The organism is Metabacillus sp. 22489 (genome assembly GCF_052044855.1).
Lineage (GTDB): Bacteria > Bacillota > Bacilli > Bacillales > Bacillaceae > Metabacillus > Metabacillus niabensis.
This window is the reverse complement of the sequence record NZ_JBQENT010000054.1, coordinates 14,078-32,359: the sequence shown is the minus strand read 5'-3', so window position 1 is coordinate 32,359 and position 18,282 is coordinate 14,078. Positions and strand designations below refer to the sequence as shown.

Genomic DNA, 18,282 nt, shown 5'->3' with positions numbered 1-18,282 from the left:
CTGCAGCGCCTAGCGACTAGTAAACTTCACAATCCTCCTTACGATAAGTCAACATCGAATCGCTATCGCTCTTCGTGTTTCCTTTATCTCATACGGATTGCTCCAGTTTATACGTCGCTGAGCAAGGCGCTTCCGCTTTTCGAGGTGTCTAGCTGCAGCGCCTAGCGACTAGTAAACTTCACAATCCTCCTTACGATAAGTCAACATCGAATCGCTATCGCTCTTCGTGTTTCCTTTATCTCATACGGATTGCTCCAGTTTATACGTCGCTGAACAGGCGCTTCCGCTTTTCGTTGTAGCTTGTCTAAGAAAAGGCTAAAATGGGTATGTAGAGTAGTGACAGTTACATAAACGGTAGGTGGAAAATGAAAGTATTAGTTGTTGAAGATAATTTAAGTGTGTGCTCAATGATTGAAATGTTTTTTTCAAAGGAAGAGATTAGCGGGGAATTTATTCACGATGGTCTTGAAGGATATAAAAGATTTAAGGAAGCGGAATGGGATTTAATCATTTTAGATTGGATGCTTCCTGGAATGGATGGGGTAACACTCTGCCGCAAAATTAGAGAGGAAAGCACAGTGCCAATTATTATCCTTACGGCAAAGGATAGCGAGTCTGAGCAAGTGCTAGGTCTTGAAATGGGAGCAGATGATTATGTCACAAAGCCATTTAGCCCATTGGCACTGATGGCTAGAATTAAAGCAGTCACCCGCCGTTACCAAGCAGCTGATCAGGAGCAGAAGCAACATTCCTCTTTTTTAGAAACAGAGTTTTTTAAAATAAGCAAGACAACGAGAGAGGTATTTTTACAAGGAAAGAAAATCGAAAACCTCACGCCAAAAGAGTTCGATTTGCTATATTATTTTTTGAAAAATCCACGGCAAGTCTTCACAAGGGATCAGCTTTTAGAGAGAGTTTGGGGCTATCAATTTTATGGAGATGAACGAACCGTTGATGTTCATATAAAACGATTACGGAAAAAAATCGAAACACCTTCGCAACCATTTTTCCATACTGTTTGGGGTGTTGGTTATAAGTTTGATGAGTCGGTTAAAGAAGATGAGAATTAAATATATTTATCAGCTTATTTTAAGTCATATTAGCATCATCATCATTGCGTTTTTAATCCTGAGTCTATTATTTACTCATTATGTCGAAAATCTTGTTTATGAAAATAAAGTCTCTGATTTAACTAAGTATGGTGAAAACATATTATATGACTTTGAGCAGATTGGTGAGGAATATGTTCTTGCACAATATCAACATGTGTTAAGCTCACAAGACGTGTTTTTTAGTATATTTGATCGAAGTGGACGAATTGTTTATTCAATCGCTCCTAATTCACCAATAGCAAGTGTAACTGAGGAGGATTGGAGAAAGCTTACAAGCGGGGAAAAGGTCGTCACAAAGCATAATATTAAATGGGCGGACCAAGAGGTATCATTAGTCGCGATTCCATACATTAATCGCGGTGAAATGGCAGGAGGAATTTTACTCATTTCACCGATTAGCGGCACAAGGGAAATGATTAGTGAATTAAATCGCTATTTGTTATATACCGTCCTTATTGCCCTATCAGTTTCCTTTTTACTTAGTTGGTTGCTTTCTAAGGTTCATGTGAATCGGATCGAAAAAATTCGCAAGGCGACATCGAAAATTGCTCAAGGAAACTATGATGTCGATATTCCTTCAACGAATTTTGATGAAATTGGTGAAATGGCCAATGACTTTAATGAAATGATCAATAAATTAAGGGCGCAAAATGAAGAAATTGATAGTCTTGAAAAACGACGTCGTCAGTTTATTGCAGATGTATCTCATGAAATGCGGACGCCGTTAACGACGATAAGCGGTTTAATTGAAGGCTTAAAAAACGATATGATTCCAGAGGCTGAAAAGGAAAAAGGGGTTCAATTAATAAGTCAGGAAACAAGAAGACTTATACGGCTTGTGAATGAAAACTTAGATTATGAACGAATTCGCTCAAACCAAGTCAAGCTTAATAGAGAGAACATTCTTCTTAGTGAGGTTTTAGAGATCATTAAAGATCATTTATACCAACAAGCAGAGAATAAAGGAATTGAATTAAAATTAGATGTTGATGAAAAAAGTATCGTTTATGCAGACTATGATCGTCTTATCCAAATTTTAATTAATATAACAAAAAACAGCATCCAATTTACAAATGAAGGAACGGTGTGGCTCCGGGGAAAACAATTAGATGGTGTTACGATGATTGAAATTGAGGATACGGGAATTGGAATGGATAAGCAGGAAATTGAGTTTATTTGGCGAAGATTTTATAAAGCTGATATTTCAAGGACAAGCAATCAATTTGGTGAATTTGGTTTAGGGCTATCGATCGTAAAGCGATTAGTAGAGCTTCATAATGGTGAAATTTTCATTGAAAGTACACAAAATAAGGGAACAAAGTTTTCAATTATCATTCCAATTCATGGGTAATTCATGTAAAATATGAAATGCTGGTACAAACTTTTTAGATTTTTTAAGGTTTGTTCATAGTTTATTCATATTTATTCTGTACAATAGAAAAATAGTAGAATTCATATTAAGGAGATAATACAGAATGGAGAAATTGATTTCTAGCAAAAAAACTCTAGGTATTTTAGCAGTACTTGTAGTAGTAGCAATTGCAGTTTTTATCTTTCTATCAACAAAAAGTGATGTTGTAGCAAAGGTTGGGAAGGAATCCATAACAAAGGATGATTTATATACGTATTTCGTCGAGCAAAACGGTGAGGCTGCGCTAGATTCTTTAATTACGAAAAACATTATTGAACAAGAAGCTGAAAAACAAAAGGTTAAGATTACTGATAAAGAAATTGATGAAGAGCTTAAAAAGACAGTCGATAGTGTTGGTGGCGAGGAAGCATACCAATCTGCTCTTGCAACAAACGGTATTTCTGAAGATGATTTAAAGGATAACATTAAAACAAATCTTCAAATTGAAAAATTATTAGAATCAAAAATCAAAATTACAGATGAAGAAATGAAAACATATTTTGATGAAAATAAAGCATCATTTGCTAAAGAAGAGCAAGTAAAAGCAAGTCATATTTTAGTTGCGGATGAGAAAACAGCTAACGAAGTAAAAAAGAAGCTTGATGAAGGTGGCGATTTTGCTGAGCTAGCTAAGGAATATTCAACTGATACAGGAACAGCACAAAATGGCGGTGACCTAGGCTTCTTTGGTAAAGGCGCAATGGTTAAAGCATTTGAAGATAAGGCCTTTTCAATGAAAGTTGGCGAAATCTCAGCACCAGTTAAATCTGATTATGGGTATCACATTATTAAAGTAACAGATAAACAGGAAGCTGAAGAAGCAAACTTTGAAAAGAGTAAAGAAGAAATTAAAGATGCTTTATTCCAACAAAAGCTTCAAACAGAATACCCAACTTGGTTAGAAGATAAAAAAGAAGATTATGATATTAAAAATTATTTAACTGATGATAAGAAAGAGAAAGAAGAGTCTTCAACTGAAAAATCAACAGATTCAGCTGATAAAGAAGATTCATCATCTGAATCAACTGAGAAAACAGATAAATAAGCTCTTTTGAAAAACGGATCCTAACGGGTCCGTTTTTTTTCGTTTAAATGATTTAATAGTTCGCCTCACATAAAAAATTTTGAAATAAAAAATAAAAAAAGTTGTAACAATCCTGAAATTCATTCGTCTTACAGGTAGAATGCAATGGCTAAGGAGTGTTTTTTTCTATGAGAAAGGCGAATTCATATCTACATTTTCTTTTATGGACGAATGCAATTTTATTTGGTCTAATCCTTTGGTGCTTATTTGAAATTAGTGCATAATGTGGGACAAACCTTTCTTCCTTAATGATATAATGAATTTATATTCTGAAAATTCGATATTTTAAAAGGAGAATCCAATATGTCTAAACAAGTTGCAGAAAAAGGTTATTTTGGAGAATTTGGTGGAAGCTTTGTACCAGATGAATTAAATAATGTATTAAAGATTTTGGATGACAACTTTGAAAAATATAAAAATGACCCAGAATTTATCGAAGAATTTGATTACTATATGAAAGAATATATTGGCCGAGAAAATCCACTAACATTTGCAGAGAATTTAACGAGACATGTTGGCGGAGCGAAAATTTATTTAAAACGAGAAGATTTAAATCATACAGGTGCTCATAAAATCAATAATGCAATCGGGCAAATCCTATTAGCGAAACGAATGGGAGCGACTCGGATCATTGCTGAAACTGGTGCAGGTCAGCACGGGGTTGCGACGGCAACAGCATGTGCAATCGTTGGTGGAATGGATTGCACGATTTACATGGGTAAGCTTGATACAGAGAGACAAGCATTAAATGTGTTTCGAATGGAACTATTAGGGGCAAAGGTTATCCCAGTTGAAAAAGGTCAGGGACGCTTAAAAGATGCTGTTGATGAAGCGCTAAATGACCTAGTGCAAAACTACGAAAATACGTTTTATTTACTAGGATCGGCAGTAGGACCTCATCCATTCCCAACAATGGTGAAGTATTTCCAATCGATTATAAGCAAAGAATCAAAAAAGCAAATTCTTGAAAAGGAAGGTAAGCTGCCAACTGCAGTAGTTGCTGTTGCTGGTGGTGGCAGCAATGCGATAGGTTCGTTTGCCCATTATATAGATGAAGAGGATGTTCAGCTTATTGGGGTAGAGCCTGAGGAAGCCCCTACGTTAACAAAGGGCGTTCCTGCTGTTATCCATGGTTTTAAATGCTTAACACTGTTAGATGAAAAAGGTGAACCACAACCAACCTACTCAATTGCTGCTGGTTTAGATTATCCAGGAATTGGTCCTGAGCATAGTTATTTAAAAACATCAAACAGAGCACAGTATGTCACAATTAAAGGTCAGGAAGCATTAGAAGCATTTCAGTTATTATCAAAAGTCGAGGGGATTATCCCAGCGTTAGAAAGTGCACATGCGGTTGCTTATGCGCTCAAATTAGCGAAAACCCTTGATAAGGAAGATGTAATTATTGTTAATCTTTCAGGCCGTGGAGATAAAGATGTTGAGCAAGTCTACAAAATGATTAAAGATAAATAAGATAATAGGGGTGCTAAGGCATCCTTTTTTCTATTGGCTGTTTTTCGCTCTTAAGCGGACTCATGGAGTGTTCTAGTTCGCCCGTTCACTCGATGAGTCACTTTTAGGCAACACCATTTGCAGTCGCCGAGCAATGCTATAAAATAACAATCTCCACGAAAAGAGCCTTTGTTTTTCATCCCTTCCAATATTGTAATCTAGTAATGATGTGACATTGATCACATGCAAAATTCTCTTAGACGATTAAACTATAATGGGGATGTGTAAAACTTCAAGTCATACTCCTTTCCTAGTCAGATGATACATGAATAAAGGTGGAAACTATGGATATCAAACAAGAACGAATGGATTCCCTCATCATTGAAGCCTATGAAAATGAATTAAAGGGGATCGCAAGCTTTCTCCATGAAGATATTGCCCAAAATTTATACGCAGTATTTAATCATTTGCAATATTTACAGAGACAATCTGGTGATAGCAAAGATAGATTAGGCATAGATGACATGGTAAACTTAACAAAAAGAACGATAGAGGATCTACGAATATTATCAAATGATGTACATCCATTCTTTCATAAAGGAATCGATGGGGCGTTGAAATCATTGTTAATAAGTATTGAGAAGCGATATGGGCTCGTAGTAGAGTTTAAAGAACTCGGAGATAAAAAGGATTACCCAATTTTAACTGAGTTAATTGCGTATCGTACCGTTAAAGAGATTATGAACCAGACTTTTTCATATTCCTTGCCAAAGCATGTTGAGATATACGGACTTTGGGGAGAGGCTTTATATGTAAAAGTGAATTTTTCTTTTGGTTCGGAAGGAGAAATCAATCGCTTTGAAAGGCTAAATCTAACTATGTTGGCACTTGAAAAAAGACTTAAGGCAGTAGGCGGGGTCATTAGTTTTTTTAAGAAAAATGATAAAGAGATAGAAGTAAATATAAGGATACCGAACGGAGGGTGAAAAAAGTGTCAACAACTATTTTATTAGTGGATGACCATGCAGTCGTACGCTCAGGGTTGAAAATGCTATTAAATGAAGTTGATGGCGTAGAAGTTGTTGGAGAGGCTTCAGAGGGAGATGAAGCAATAAAAAAGGTGGAGGAATTACAGCCACATCTTGTGTTAATGGATTTAAGTATGCCCCATGGCAGAGATGGACTTTCGGCAACGATTGAAATAAAGAAAAGATGGCCTAGAACACAAATCTTAATATTAACGATGCATGATGATGAAGAATATTTGTTTCGTGTCATCCAAGCTGGAGCCTCTGGCTGTATTTTGAAAAGTGCCTTGCATCATGAATTGGTACAGGCGATCAAAATCGTTGCAGAAGGCTCTGCTTATTTATACCCAACAGCAACAAAAAGATTGATGGAAGACTATCTTGACCGAATAAAAAACGGGGCAGATCGGGATACATATTCACTCTTAACGGAACGCGAAAAAGAGGTCCTAACACTAATTGCAAAAGGCTTTTCCAATAAAGAAATAGCTGAAAAGCTAGTGCTAAGCGTTAAAACAATTGAAAATCACAAATCGCATATAATGGAAAAATTAAAATTAAAAACAAGACCAGAGCTAGTTGAATACGCCTTAAAAAAGGGCTTACTAGGATATGGTGTATAATGTAAGGGAGTATGAAATCTCCAAGAAAGGAAAAGAATTTACAAATGATTCGGAATAAAATTGTTGCATTGATTATTATCGATGAGATGGGCAGGATCAATTCAATTAATCAAGCAGCGAGAGAACGATTTAAATTACAAATAACAGAATGGAAGGGCAAGGACGTTCAGGCTCTATTTCCTCTGCTTAATGTAAAAAAATTATTTTCTGCTCAGCATTGTACACTTACGACAAAAGCCTCGATTAATGGGACAACGGCAAACTGGCTTCTATCGTGCGAATTGATTGAGCTGGGAAATCACCATTATTGTATGTTATCGATAGCTAATGATAAAGATGAGATGAATTCAAATCAAGGGATAAATGAGGAGCTACAAGCATCGTTATCAGAGCTAGTCGATTTGAAATTTGCCTTAGACGAATCGTCAATCATTGCAATAACAGACAGACAAGGGATCATCACGTATGTAAATGATAAATTTTGTGAGGTTTCCAAATATTCGCGGGAAGAATTAATCGGAAAAAGCCATCGATTGGTGAACTCTGGTTATCATTCAGCTGATTTTTTTCGCCATTTGTGGCAGACGATTGCCTCCGGTACGGTATGGAAGGGGGAGATCAAAAATAAAGCGAAGGATAGCACGTATTATTGGGTCGATACAACGATCGTTCCATTTCTAAATAAAGAGGGGAAGCCATATCAATATTTAGCCATTCGTAATGAGATTACAGCAAGAAAACGGGCCGAAGCTGAGCTGGAGGAAACAATTGCGGAATTGTATGATTTAAAATTCGCCATTGATGAGTCTTCCATTGTGGCGATTACGGATCGAAAGGGAATCATTACATATGTAAATGATACGTTTTGCAAAATCTCGAAGTTTAATAGGGATGAGCTGATTGGCAATAGTCATCGGATTATAAACTCGGGATTTCACTCTCCAGAATTTTTCAAGGAGCTTTGGAGAACAATCGGGAAAGGAAAGGTATGGAAGGGTGAAATCAAAAATAAAGCGAAGGATGGTACGTATTATTGGGTTAATACGACGATCATTCCATTTATTAATAATGAAGGGAAACCATATCAATATTTAGCGATACGTAATGAAATCACTGCGAGAAAACGGGCAGAGGAAGAACTTCAGCAAATGATGAGAAAGCTTATCGGCTTACAGGAGGACGAACGGAAAAAACTATCAAGAGAGCTTCACGATGGAATTGGCCAAAATCTGTATAGTCTTCTTATCATGACAAATCGTTTACGTTCAAAACCCGACCTAGAAATCATTGACCAAATTGAAATGGAGATTTCAAATGTAATTGAGGAAATAAGACAAATTTCATGGCAGCTAAGACCATCAATATTGGATGATTTAGGATTAATCCCGGCTATTCGCTCCTTTATTAATAAGGTCGCAACGCATTATGGGTTGAAAACACATTTTACATATGAGCTCCAACGAAGGCTTTCGTCTGATGTGGAAACGAATATTTATCGAATTGTGCAAGAGGCGATCACAAATGCATGCAAATATGCGAAAACAGATGAGCTTGCCTTATCTATAGTAGAGAAGACAGATCATCTTGAAGTTTCCATCACTGATAAAGGGATTGGTTTTGATCAAACAAAAACACAAAGTGGCGTCGGGCTATTTAGTATGGAGGAAAGAGCACGAACAATAAACGCTAATTTAAACGTATCATCAATCAAAAATAAAGGTACAACCATTACATTAATAGTACCGTTTAGTAAAGAGAGCATATGGTAATCAGTGATGCTCTCTTTTTTTAGTTGGCTTTGTTAAAGCTTATTTGTTGAATTATTCGTACTTTTTTAAGAGAGTACGTAAGACTCCTGCTAAAGAGGCGTGCCTTACATACGTTTGAGATGAGAAGCGCCTTTTAGTCAAAAAATATTCCTCTTACCTCTTTCAAAGTTTATCATCCTCATAAAGAACATCTTTCCCAAATTTTTCGCTCATTGTTGCAAAAATGTAACATTTATCACTTACATAGGGGAAAAACAGAATCGAAATGAGGGAATTCCCTCATAACAATTTTCCTGTAAACTCTTTACAATGAACATATAAGACAAAAGAACGGCGGGGTGGCAAAGAGATGATAGCAGAAGTGAAAGCGAATGAAAAAGTAGTGAATACCCATTTCTTATCAAAAAACAGCATGGATGAATTAAAACAAAGAATGAATACAATTCACCTAAGAGCTGGTGAATATTTATATTCTGAAGGAGAAAAGGTAAATAAGCTTTTTTATTTAGTAAAAGGAACGATCACTCTTTATAAAAGTAATGATGAAGGTAAAGTGTTAACCTTAAATTATTATACGAAAGATGATATGTTCGGAGATTACATGTCTCATGATGATGGAAGAGCTATGGAAAATGCGAAAGCAATTGAGGATTCTGTCGTTGGTGTGATTGAAATACAAGAGATAGAAATGCTTTTGTGGCGTAATCGTGAGTTTTCAATTGAATTTACAAAATGGGTAAGTTATTCCCAGCTTTTAACACAAACAAAGCTAAGAGATTTAATGTTTTTTGGGAAAAATGGTGCATTGGCATCTGTCCTCATTCGTATGACAAACACGTATGGTATCAAAAACGATGAAAAATGGGAAATTACCAAAAAGTTTACGCACGATGAAATCGCCTGTTTAATCGGAACCCCTAGAGAAACAGTGACACGGATCATAAATCAATATAGAAAAGATGGACTTGTAGCATATGATAAAGGATATATTACAATTCTAAATCTGGAAGGACTGCGTAGTATTTGTAAATGTGAGGATTGTCCAATGCAAGTTTGTCGATTATAAATGAAAGAAAGCAAATGAAAACAGTCTTCTTAATAGAAGGCTGTTTTCATTTGCTTTAACAGAGATTTTGACCTTTAAGTTATATGTTCAATCTAAACGAAATTGCTTAGGTGGAGGATAACTTTATATCTAGTTTATTCAACTATCAATTAATCGAAACCACGCTATCCTGTCAGCATCGTCTACACTAGCGTCCTGATTATTATAACTTTTACAAAAAAAGGGAAGGATTTCTAGGTGTTTATGTTAATATATGTAAGGGAGAATGATAGTTAGATAGAAACTGTTCTTCATACATAAATATATCTTCAATAAATGAAAGGATGATAAGATTGAATCCGACTTTAGAGAAAAGCCAATTTGAACAAAGGTTCCCGGAAGAACTCATTGAAATCATTGCATTAACTGGACATTCAGGCGTTAGTGGTAGTAAATTCGGTGAGCGTAGTTTGTGGACTGCATCGATTAGTTTGCTAGCCTGGAAGGATTTACGTTATGGTCAGCATGTGGTAAAGAAGGAAATTTTTTTAGACTGGTTAGTTACAGATGAAGAGTTAGAGGAATCAAGAGATTTATTACAAGCACATAAGATTGTCAAATTACAGGTCCGCAAAGCAGAAAATATGATGATGCTTGTTCGCGTTCTAGATAATCATTATCAAGATGATGAATTAGAAAAGATATTACAAGAAGAATTGAAGCCTGTTTATTATAATGATGAAATCCTTGGTCAGTTTGAATTAGTAAAAAGCGTTAATCTTTTTCAAAAAGAAATTACTTGGCTAAATAAGGATTGCTCTTTATATTTTAATTGGGATGAAAATAAGGCTGCAATGGACGAATCTTTGAAAACTGCCCATGAACTTTTTAATAATCAGGCGCAATGGGATAAAGCAATTCGAAACTATGCTGCAAAAGAGCTTGTGGATTTAGCAAATGATTGGTTACAGGATAATGAAGAAGCGGAAATAACCGAAATTACAAAGGAACTATTTGTAGAGCTGATGAGCATTGACAGCATTTCAGTTTACGATGATGGTGAATTTGAAATTTTCTTCTCTGACGGCGATATGTTTTGGGGACATTCGATTATCGTAAATGGAGATATTAATGGGAACTTTACATCAGCTGAAATAGCTGGATAGCAATCTACGTTAAAGTATGAAAACAGAAAACCTAAGTGTTAATTATTTCAACATTTTTAGGTTTTCTGTCTGAGTGAAATTTTGCTAAATTTCGTAACAGCTACCTGGGCTTTTGGATTTTGTTCATACATTTTCTAAATGCATTTAATAATCCCTTTTATTCCCCCGTTTTACATATTCCCAATCTGCCTCAATATTCTTTCTCATTTTCACTAAATATTGGTAGATCTTTTCTTTGTCCTCGTCTGTAAAATCTTTGAGAATGACATTTGAAGAGTGTTCTAATTCTCTTTCAAAGAAAGGATTAAGCTGCATCCCTTTTTCAGTAGCATATAGCTTTTTTATTTTCTTATTTTCCTCATCACTTACCTTGACGATAAACCCTTGTTGCTCTAATTTTTTGATTGCTCTAGCAGCTGTTGTTCGATCGACTTTAATCATTTCAGCTACTTTTTCCTGGATAATTCCAGGATTCTCGCAAATTCTTACTAAATATAAAAATTGTCCTTTATTTAAATTTAAGTCTTTAAATTCAATATTTGCAATTGATTCTAGGCATCTTGCAATCATGCCAATTTCTCTAAGAATATGCTTCATAGAATTTGACTCCCTATTTTTTATCTATTTTATCACAATTGGAAGTGATTAACATTCGATCAGTAGTTTAACGAAAAAATATTGCAAATGCAACAAAAAACATCGTGATATTATATGACAATATGAGAGACAAAGGGGAAACAAGATTGTAAATTATTGATATAAGTTAGCAACATACTTATAAAAATAATTTTCTGAATCTTAAAAATAATCAGACTAAGGAGATGAGAGAGTTGACAAACTTGAAGCAACAACCACCGTTTGCTGGGATAAGAACGTTTATGAAATTGCCACATACGAATGATTTGGAAAATGTTGATTTTGCAGTAATTGGCGTTCCGTTTGATACAGGTGCTGGTTATGCAGTAGGAACTAGATTTGGTCCAGCTGCTATAAGAGAGATGTCACAAAGGCTACGGCCAATCAATCCAGCGTTAAATATGATTGATCTATCAAAATATATGAATGGCATCGATTATGGAGATTTAACGGTGCATCCGGGGTATATTGAATATTCATATGAGGAAATTGAAGCACAGCTAGAGCCAATTTTTGAAAAAGGGATTATCCCAATTCTATTAGGAGGAGATCATTCAGTTTCATTGCCTCATATTAGAGCAGCTGCAAAGAAATATGGACCGGTAAGCTTGGTACATTTTGATGCACATTCAGATACGTGGAGAAGTGATGACCCTAAAAAGAAATATTCTCATGCAAATATGTTTAGTCTTGGCGCTGATGAGGGAGTGATTGACCCACATACATCGATACAAATGGGAATGAGAGGTGGAGGGCCGAACCCAGATTTTGAATCATCTATTGCGTTAGGATATGAGGTGCTATCAACAGATGATGTGAAAAAATTAACGGTAGCGGAATTATGTGAAAAGGTAAAGCAAAGGGTGAAAAGTCGTCCAGTATTTTTAACATTTGATGTTGATTTTCTAGATCCGGTATATGCACCAGGTACGGGGACACCAGAGGTTGGCGGATTTACAACGTATGAAGCAATGCAAATGATAAGAGGAATATGTGGAATTAATATCATTGGCTTTGATATTGTCGAAACTTTACCAGACCGTGATCCGGCGAAAGTAACAGCATTAAACGCAGCAACCATTACACACCAGGTTTTATCAATTATTGCAATGAAAAAAAGTGTCGAGATAGAAGCGATCGTTTAATAAACTTACAAAATAATAGTAAAGGATGATTTTATGTATAAACCACAAGCGACATACAAGGTTCCTGGCTTCTCAGGAATAAGAACATTTATGCATTTACCATATATCACAAACGATTTAGAAAATGTTGATTTTGCTGTTATCGGTGTTCCGTTTGACACAGGTGCCAGTCATGCAGTAGGAACTCGTTTTGGACCTTCAGCAATAAGGGAAATGTCGCAAAGAATAAGAGGAGTAAATCCAGCTTTAGATATCGATATATTTGAATTCATGTCAGGGATTGATTACGGGGATATACTTGTGCATCCAGGTTATATTGAATATTCCTATGAAGCTATAGAAGAGCAGCTTACACCCATTTTTGAAAAAAACATTATTCCTATTTTACTAGGTGGAGATCATTCGATTTCATTGCCACATTTAAGAGCGGCAGCAAAAAAATATGGACCGGTAAGTTTAGTTCATTTTGATGCACATTCAGATACATGGAGAAGCAGTGACCCTCGGAAAAAATATTCACATGGTAATATGTTTAGCTTAGCGGTAGATGAAGGGATTGTTGATCCTTATTCATCGATTCAAATGGGCATGAGAGGCAGTGGACCAAATCCAAATCTTGAATCTTCTATAGAGCTTGGATATGAAGTATTATCAACAGATGATGTAAAGAAGCTACCAATTATTGAGCTATGCGAAAAGGTAAAAAATCGTGTTGGAACGAAGCCTGTATTCCTAACATTTGATGTAGACTTTCTAGATCCGATCTATGCTCCAGGTACTGGGACACCTGAGGCTGGTGGTTTTACAACCTATGAAGCGATTCAAATGATAAGAGGAATCGCAGGAATCAATATTATCGGCTTTGATATCGTCGAAACCTTACCAGATCGCGATCAATCAAACTTAACTGCTCTGCACGCAGCAAACATTACCTTTCAAGTACTCTCAATTATTGCAAAGAATAAAAGTTTAGAAGCTTCCTTACAACTATAAAGCTAGCTAGTTTAAAAATACTTACACCTATTTATATAATACTGAAAATTTTAAATTTTTCAAGAACTTTCATATAAAAAGTGCAACATACCCATTTTTGTGAAATTAACTTTGAAAAGGATGATGATGATAATGTATAAACCAGAAATTAGCCGAGGGGTTCCAGGCTTTTCCGGAATTCGCACCTTTATGCACCTGCCACATGTGAAGGACGATTTAGAAAATGTTGATTTTGCAGTAATTGGCGTACCTTTTGATACAGGTGTTAGCTATGCGATCGGCACAAGATTTGGTCCGTCTGCTATTCGGGAAATGTCACAAAGGATCAGAGGAATTAATCCTGCTTTGGATCGCTTGAATATTTTTGACTATTTATCCGGAGTTGATTACGGTGATTTAACTGTTCATCCCGGCTATATTGAATATTCCTATGAAGCTATTGAAGAACAGTTAGCCCCAATCTTTCGTCATAACGTTATTCCGATTCTGCTCGGAGGCGATCATTCGATATCACTTCCACATTTACGAGCAGCTGCAAAAAAATACGGTCCAATAAGTCTTGTCCATTTTGATTCCCATTCAGATACTGGAAGAAGCCTTGATCCACGAAAGAAATATTCCCATGGAACAATGTTTAGTATAGCTGTTGATGAAGGAATTGTTGATCCGTATTCCTCTATTCAAATTGGCATGCGCGGGACATCGATAACGAAAAATCCGTATCAGCCTGCTCGAGATATGGGGTTTGAATTATTAACAACAGATGATGTAAAAGCAATGGAAATCTCCAAATTAACACAATTAATTAAAGCTAGAGTCAGCGATAAACCAGTGTTTTTAACATTTGATGTTGATTTCCTTGACCCTGTTTTTGCTCCGGGAACAGGAACACCTGAGGTAGGCGGCTTTACAACCTATGAAGCATATCAAATGATTCGCGGAATTTCAGGAATCAATATGATTGGTTTTGATATCGTCGAAACTTTGCCAGATCGAGATCCTGCTCATATTACAGCGTTAAATGCTGCAAATATCACCTTTCAAGTACTGTCCATTATCGCACAAAATAAGAAGGCTAAGCTTCAAAATCCATTGGAAATAAGCTCGATGTAAAAGATGGAGCTTCACACATAATGAATAATTTTTTCTGATTTGATTCAAATCTTGTTTAGAAGGGGGTAATGGATGATGCTTCGAAAAAGTCCACTTTTAACCATTTTATTATGTGCAATGATCGTCCTTTCAGCTGCTTGTAGTGAAGGGGGAACAGAATCTGCAAATGGTTCAACGAATGCTGCTCAAGCTCCAAATGATAAAGTGCTCAATATTGGAATGAGCAATGGGCCGTTAATGTTTAACCCAATTGATACAGATGCATCAGGCTCAAATGGTGTCAATTATGTTGCAGGTTTTATGTTTGAAACGTTATTTGAAATGACAGCTCCATTAGAGTTTGAAAATGTATTAGCTGAATCATATACAATTGGCGAGGATGGTAAAACATTTACGATTACCTTAAAGGATAATGTGAAATGGACTGATGGTACCCCATTTACTGCGGATGACGTTGTATTCACGATAAATTTAATCGCAAATCCAAAAACCCTGACAACGGTTGGTAACTATATTACAGCATTTGATGGCTTAGGGGAAAACGGGAAGCTCCCAGAAGGTGTCACAGAGTTACCATCTGTAAAAGCAATAGATGATACGACTGTTCAATTCGTAACAAAAAATCCTGTTGACCCTAATTTAATTTTGGAACGTTTATCAGATTTATTTATTGTTCCAAAACATGTATTAAAGGATGTGAAGCCAGAGGAATTAAATCAAAATCCATTTTGGCAAAATCCTACTGTTACTACAGGACCATTTAAGTTTGAAAAATATGCAAAAGATCAATATGTACATCTAGTTGCCAACGAAAATTACTACCAAGGGAAACCGAAGCTTGACGAAATTTACATTAAAATTATGCCGCCAGCAAACTTAGTTGCTCAATTACAAACAGGTGAGCTTCATATGAATGCAGCACAGGCGGGAACGGGAAACATTCCTGCTCTTGAATGGGATACGGTGAAAAAAATGGAGCATATGAAAACGTCTGAGGAGTCAGTGCGCAGGTATATCAATATGGAATTTAATACAGAGGTGTTTCCTGATAAGCGTTTTAGACAAGCGCTAGCTTATGCGATTGATAAAGAGGTTTTAATCAATGACCTGATCAAAGGATATGGTGATATCGTTGATGGTCCGTATACTCCATCACATCCTTATTATGACCCGAATGTTAAAAAATACGAGTATAACCCCGAAAAGGCGAAGGAGCTATTAGAAGAAATAGGCTGGGATTTTAATAAAGAAATAGAATTAATTGTTCCAACTGGAGATCAAGCGAGAGAAATGGCTGGTACGATTTTGCAGCAATACTTTCAGCAAGTTGGTCTTAAGGTGAAAATTACGAACTACGATTTTGCCACAACTGTTCAAAAAGCGGTATCACATGATTTTGAAATGATGATTATGAGCTTTGGCAGCATCGTTGATCCGGACGGTCCAGCTGTAACCTTTACATCAAATGGCGCTCTTAATGATATGCAATATAAGAATGAGAGAGTTGATGAATTGTTTGCAATGGGAATTGCTGAAAGCGATGAAAATAAACGAAAGGAAATCTACAGTGAATTGCAAGGGATTATTCAGGAGGAAGTACCGCTTATTTCATTGTTCTCAGATAATAACTTAATTGCTATTCATAAAGACTTAGAGGCAAGAGGCGGAACGATTTATGCGCCACATTTCAACGCACATTTATGGGAGTTGAAAAATTGAGAATGTAAGTGAGGTGACAAGGAGATGGAAAAATTACTTGAGGTAGATAGGTTGCAAACAGCATTTCAAACGGAAAATGGAGAGGTTGTTTCAGTTGATGAGGTTAGTTTTACACTAACCTCTGGTGAAACAATTGCAATCGTTGGAGAATCTGGCTGTGGTAAAAGTGTTACATCGTTATCGATCATTCGATTATTAGGGAAGCATGGGTTTATTAAAAATGGCAGCATCCAATTTAAAGATCGAGATATAGCACAATTAACTGAAAGTGAAATGCGTGATATACGCGGAAGGGATATTTCGATTATCTTTCAGGAGCCAATGACATCGTTAAATCCCGTCTATACAATTGGTAACCAAATGTTAGAGCCATTGTTCATGCATATGAAAATGAATAAAAAAGAAGCATGGAAATATGCGATAGATATGCTACGGAAAGTAGGAATTTCACGGCCAGATGAGATTATGAATCAATATCCTCATTCACTATCAGGTGGGATGAGACAGAGGGTAATGATTGCGATGGCATTATCGTGCAACCCCCAGCTGCTAATAGCGGATGAGCCAACTACAGCATTGGATGTCACCATTCAATCGCAAATTCTTAGATTAATGAAAAAGCTAAAGGAAGATTATAACACTTCAATTCTATTTATCACACATGATTTAGGGGTTGTGGCAGAGATGGCTGATAAGGTCATCGTCATGTATGCAGGACAGGTCGTTGAAGAAGCGGATGTGTTCACCCTATTTGATGACCCGAAACACCCGTACACAAAAGGGCTAATGGATTCAATTCCACATTTAGAGATTGATCCAAATGAGAAGCTGCGAACGATTGAAGGGACAGTTCCATCTCTTTACCAGATGCCTTCAGGATGTCGCTATCATAACAGATGTCCAATAGCCACAGAGCGTTGCAAATCAGAAGCTCCAATTCTTAAGTCTGTCGCTGAAAACCATAAGGTGCGCTGCTTATCAGTAAGTTAACGATGGAAAGGGGTTGCTGCATTTGAATAGTCCTTTATTAAAAGTAGAAAATGTAAAAAAATACTATCCGATTAAAAGAGGGATATTGTCAAAAACGGTTGCACATGTGAAGGCAGTAGACGAGGTTTCCTTTCAAATTTATCCTGGTGAGACACTTGGTCTTGTAGGCGAATCTGGTTGCGGTAAATCAACGCTTGGTCGGAGTATTATCCAATTAGAAAGCATTTCACAAGGAAATATATTGTTTAATGATGTGAATTTAGCAAAGATCTCTAAATCAGAGCTAAGAAAGATTCGAAATCAAATCCAAATTATTTTTCAGGATCCTTATTCATCGTTAAATCCGCGCAAAAGGGTTAGAGATATTCTCATTGAGCCTCTCATTGTACATGAAAACCTTAGTCGTCCTGAAATGGAGAAAAAGATTCATGACTTAATTCAAATTGTTGGGCTTTCTAAACATCAACTTAATAAATATCCACATGAATTTTCAGGTGGGCAAAGACAAAGAATTGGGATTGCAAGGGCTCTTATTTTAAATCCAAAATTTATTGTTTGTGATGAACCAGTTTCCGCATTAGATGTATCGATTCAAGCGCAAATATTAAATTTGTTGAAGGATTTGCAAAAGGAATTTGGCTTAACCTATTTGTTCATTGCTCACGGATTAGGGGCAGTAAAGTATATGAGTGATAAAATTGCGGTCATGTATTTAGGGAAAATTGTAGAATTCGGAAAAACAAATGACCTTTTCCAAAACCCTAAGCATCCATATACAAAAGCGTTATTAGATGCATATCCACCACCAAATCCACATTTAAGAAATAAAGAAAGAATCGTTTTAGAGGGGGATGTACCGAATCCTGCTAATCCACCAGCTGGATGTCGCTTTCATACTAGATGTCCGTTAGCGCAAAAGCTTTGTCGGGAGGTTGAACCAAGGCTAGCAGGAAATGAGCATACGGTAGCCTGTCATTTTCCCTATAACTAAATTGG

General features: G+C 36.3%; 16 protein-coding genes. 15 read left to right on the top strand and 1 reads right to left on the bottom strand.

The window, feature by feature from the left end:
* Window positions 1-365 precede the first annotated feature (365 nt).
* The 9 genes from ACTJJ9_RS22935 to ACTJJ9_RS22895 all read left to right on the top strand — a co-directional run bounded on the left by ACTJJ9_RS22935 (window position 366) and on the right by ACTJJ9_RS22895 (window position 10,690).
* The gene (locus ACTJJ9_RS22935; RefSeq protein ID WP_145582910.1) at window positions 366-1,070 is read left to right on the top strand and encodes a response regulator transcription factor; all 705 of its coding nucleotides are present in this window, start codon (window positions 366-368) and stop codon (window positions 1,068-1,070) included.
* Window positions 1,060-2,463, top strand: coding sequence for a sensor histidine kinase (locus ACTJJ9_RS22930; RefSeq protein WP_145582908.1), 1,404 nt, complete (start codon window positions 1,060-1,062; stop codon window positions 2,461-2,463). Before ACTJJ9_RS22935 ends, ACTJJ9_RS22930 begins: the two co-directional genes overlap by 11 nt.
* Before the next feature lie 124 nt (window positions 2,464-2,587).
* On the top strand, window positions 2,588-3,568 hold the full coding sequence (locus tag ACTJJ9_RS22925; protein ID WP_255451948.1) for a peptidylprolyl isomerase: 981 nt from the start codon (window positions 2,588-2,590) through the stop codon (window positions 3,566-3,568).
* Between the two features lie 342 nt (window positions 3,569-3,910).
* Window positions 3,911-5,080, top strand: a complete 1,170-nt coding sequence (gene trpB / locus ACTJJ9_RS22920) for a tryptophan synthase subunit beta (RefSeq protein ID WP_145582906.1) — start codon at window positions 3,911-3,913, stop codon at window positions 5,078-5,080.
* A 323-nt stretch (window positions 5,081-5,403) separates the two neighbouring features.
* Window positions 5,404-6,045 carry a hypothetical protein gene (locus tag ACTJJ9_RS22915; protein ID WP_145582904.1) on the top strand — a complete coding sequence of 214 codons (642 nt, stop codon included), beginning with the start codon at window positions 5,404-5,406 and terminating at the stop codon, window positions 6,043-6,045.
* Window positions 6,046-6,050: 5 nt separating this feature from the next.
* A complete protein-coding gene (locus tag ACTJJ9_RS22910) occupies window positions 6,051-6,710 on the top strand; it encodes a response regulator transcription factor (protein WP_255451947.1) in 660 nt (219 codons plus the stop codon).
* Window positions 6,711-6,721: 11 nt separating this feature from the next.
* On the top strand, window positions 6,722-8,479 hold the full coding sequence (locus tag ACTJJ9_RS22905; protein ID WP_255451946.1) for a PAS domain-containing protein: 1,758 nt from the start codon (window positions 6,722-6,724) through the stop codon (window positions 8,477-8,479).
* A 349-nt stretch (window positions 8,480-8,828) separates the two neighbouring features.
* Window positions 8,829-9,545 (top strand): Crp/Fnr family transcriptional regulator, encoded by a 717-nt coding sequence (locus ACTJJ9_RS22900; protein WP_145582902.1) that lies wholly within the window; start codon window positions 8,829-8,831, stop codon window positions 9,543-9,545.
* Between the two features lie 323 nt (window positions 9,546-9,868).
* The gene (locus ACTJJ9_RS22895; protein WP_145582901.1) at window positions 9,869-10,690 is read left to right on the top strand and encodes a DUF2262 domain-containing protein; all 822 of its coding nucleotides are present in this window, start codon (window positions 9,869-9,871) and stop codon (window positions 10,688-10,690) included.
* A gap of 144 nt (window positions 10,691-10,834) precedes the next feature.
* On the opposite strand, the gene ACTJJ9_RS22890 is transcribed toward ACTJJ9_RS22895, so the two are convergent.
* The gene (locus ACTJJ9_RS22890) at window positions 10,835-11,287 is read right to left on the bottom strand and encodes a MarR family winged helix-turn-helix transcriptional regulator (protein WP_095299481.1); all 453 of its coding nucleotides are present in this window, start codon (window positions 11,285-11,287) and stop codon (window positions 10,835-10,837) included.
* A gap of 233 nt (window positions 11,288-11,520) precedes the next feature.
* Here ACTJJ9_RS22890 and speB (ACTJJ9_RS22885) point away from each other — a divergent pair, with 233 nt between their 5' ends.
* From speB (ACTJJ9_RS22885) to ACTJJ9_RS22860, 6 genes are all read left to right on the top strand, one after another.
* Entirely contained in the window at window positions 11,521-12,471 is a 951-nt protein-coding gene (gene speB / locus ACTJJ9_RS22885; protein WP_255451945.1) for an agmatinase, read from the top strand.
* Between the two features lie 33 nt (window positions 12,472-12,504).
* Entirely contained in the window at window positions 12,505-13,464 is a 960-nt protein-coding gene (gene speB, locus ACTJJ9_RS22880) for an agmatinase (protein WP_145582899.1), read from the top strand.
* Between the two features lie 132 nt (window positions 13,465-13,596).
* Window positions 13,597-14,577 (top strand): agmatinase, encoded by a 981-nt coding sequence (gene speB / locus ACTJJ9_RS22875; protein WP_145582898.1) that lies wholly within the window; start codon window positions 13,597-13,599, stop codon window positions 14,575-14,577.
* Window positions 14,578-14,649: 72 nt separating this feature from the next.
* Window positions 14,650-16,296 carry an ABC transporter substrate-binding protein gene (locus ACTJJ9_RS22870; protein WP_145582897.1) on the top strand — a complete coding sequence of 549 codons (1,647 nt, stop codon included), beginning with the start codon at window positions 14,650-14,652 and terminating at the stop codon, window positions 16,294-16,296.
* Window positions 16,297-16,320: 24 nt separating this feature from the next.
* Entirely contained in the window at window positions 16,321-17,286 is a 966-nt protein-coding gene (locus ACTJJ9_RS22865) for an ABC transporter ATP-binding protein (protein ID WP_145582896.1), read from the top strand.
* A 22-nt stretch (window positions 17,287-17,308) separates the two neighbouring features.
* Window positions 17,309-18,277: a dipeptide ABC transporter ATP-binding protein gene (locus ACTJJ9_RS22860; RefSeq protein ID WP_255451944.1), complete on the top strand. Its 969-nt coding sequence runs from the start codon at window positions 17,309-17,311 to the stop codon at window positions 18,275-18,277.
* Window positions 18,278-18,282: the final 5 nt, after the last annotated feature.

What these genes read in the sequence shown, in the direction of transcription:
- ACTJJ9_RS22900 (WP_145582902.1), top strand. Translation starts at nt 8,829, where the DNA reads ATGATAGCAGAAGTGAAAGCGAATGAAAAAGTAGTGAATACCCATTTC.
- ACTJJ9_RS22915 (WP_145582904.1), top strand. Translation starts at nt 5,404, where the DNA reads ATGGATATCAAACAAGAACGAATGGATTCCCTCATCATTGAAGCCTAT.
- ACTJJ9_RS22895 (WP_145582901.1), top strand. Translation starts at nt 9,869, where the DNA reads ATGATAAGATTGAATCCGACTTTAGAGAAAAGCCAATTTGAACAAAGG.
- ACTJJ9_RS22935 (WP_145582910.1), top strand. Translation starts at nt 366, where the DNA reads ATGAAAGTATTAGTTGTTGAAGATAATTTAAGTGTGTGCTCAATGATT.
- ACTJJ9_RS22925 (WP_255451948.1), top strand. Translation starts at nt 2,588, where the DNA reads ATGGAGAAATTGATTTCTAGCAAAAAAACTCTAGGTATTTTAGCAGTA.
- speB (WP_145582898.1), top strand. Translation starts at nt 13,597, where the DNA reads ATGTATAAACCAGAAATTAGCCGAGGGGTTCCAGGCTTTTCCGGAATT.
- speB (WP_145582899.1), top strand. Translation starts at nt 12,505, where the DNA reads ATGTATAAACCACAAGCGACATACAAGGTTCCTGGCTTCTCAGGAATA.
- trpB (WP_145582906.1), top strand. Translation starts at nt 3,911, where the DNA reads ATGTCTAAACAAGTTGCAGAAAAAGGTTATTTTGGAGAATTTGGTGGA.
- ACTJJ9_RS22865 (WP_145582896.1), top strand. Translation starts at nt 16,321, where the DNA reads ATGGAAAAATTACTTGAGGTAGATAGGTTGCAAACAGCATTTCAAACG.
- ACTJJ9_RS22890 (WP_095299481.1), bottom strand. Translation starts at nt 11,287, where the DNA reads ATGAAGCATATTCTTAGAGAAATTGGCATGATTGCAAGATGCCTAGAA.
- ACTJJ9_RS22930 (WP_145582908.1), top strand. Translation starts at nt 1,060, where the DNA reads ATGAGAATTAAATATATTTATCAGCTTATTTTAAGTCATATTAGCATC.
- ACTJJ9_RS22905 (WP_255451946.1), top strand. Translation starts at nt 6,722, where the DNA reads ATGAAATCTCCAAGAAAGGAAAAGAATTTACAAATGATTCGGAATAAA.
- ACTJJ9_RS22870 (WP_145582897.1), top strand. Translation starts at nt 14,650, where the DNA reads ATGATGCTTCGAAAAAGTCCACTTTTAACCATTTTATTATGTGCAATG.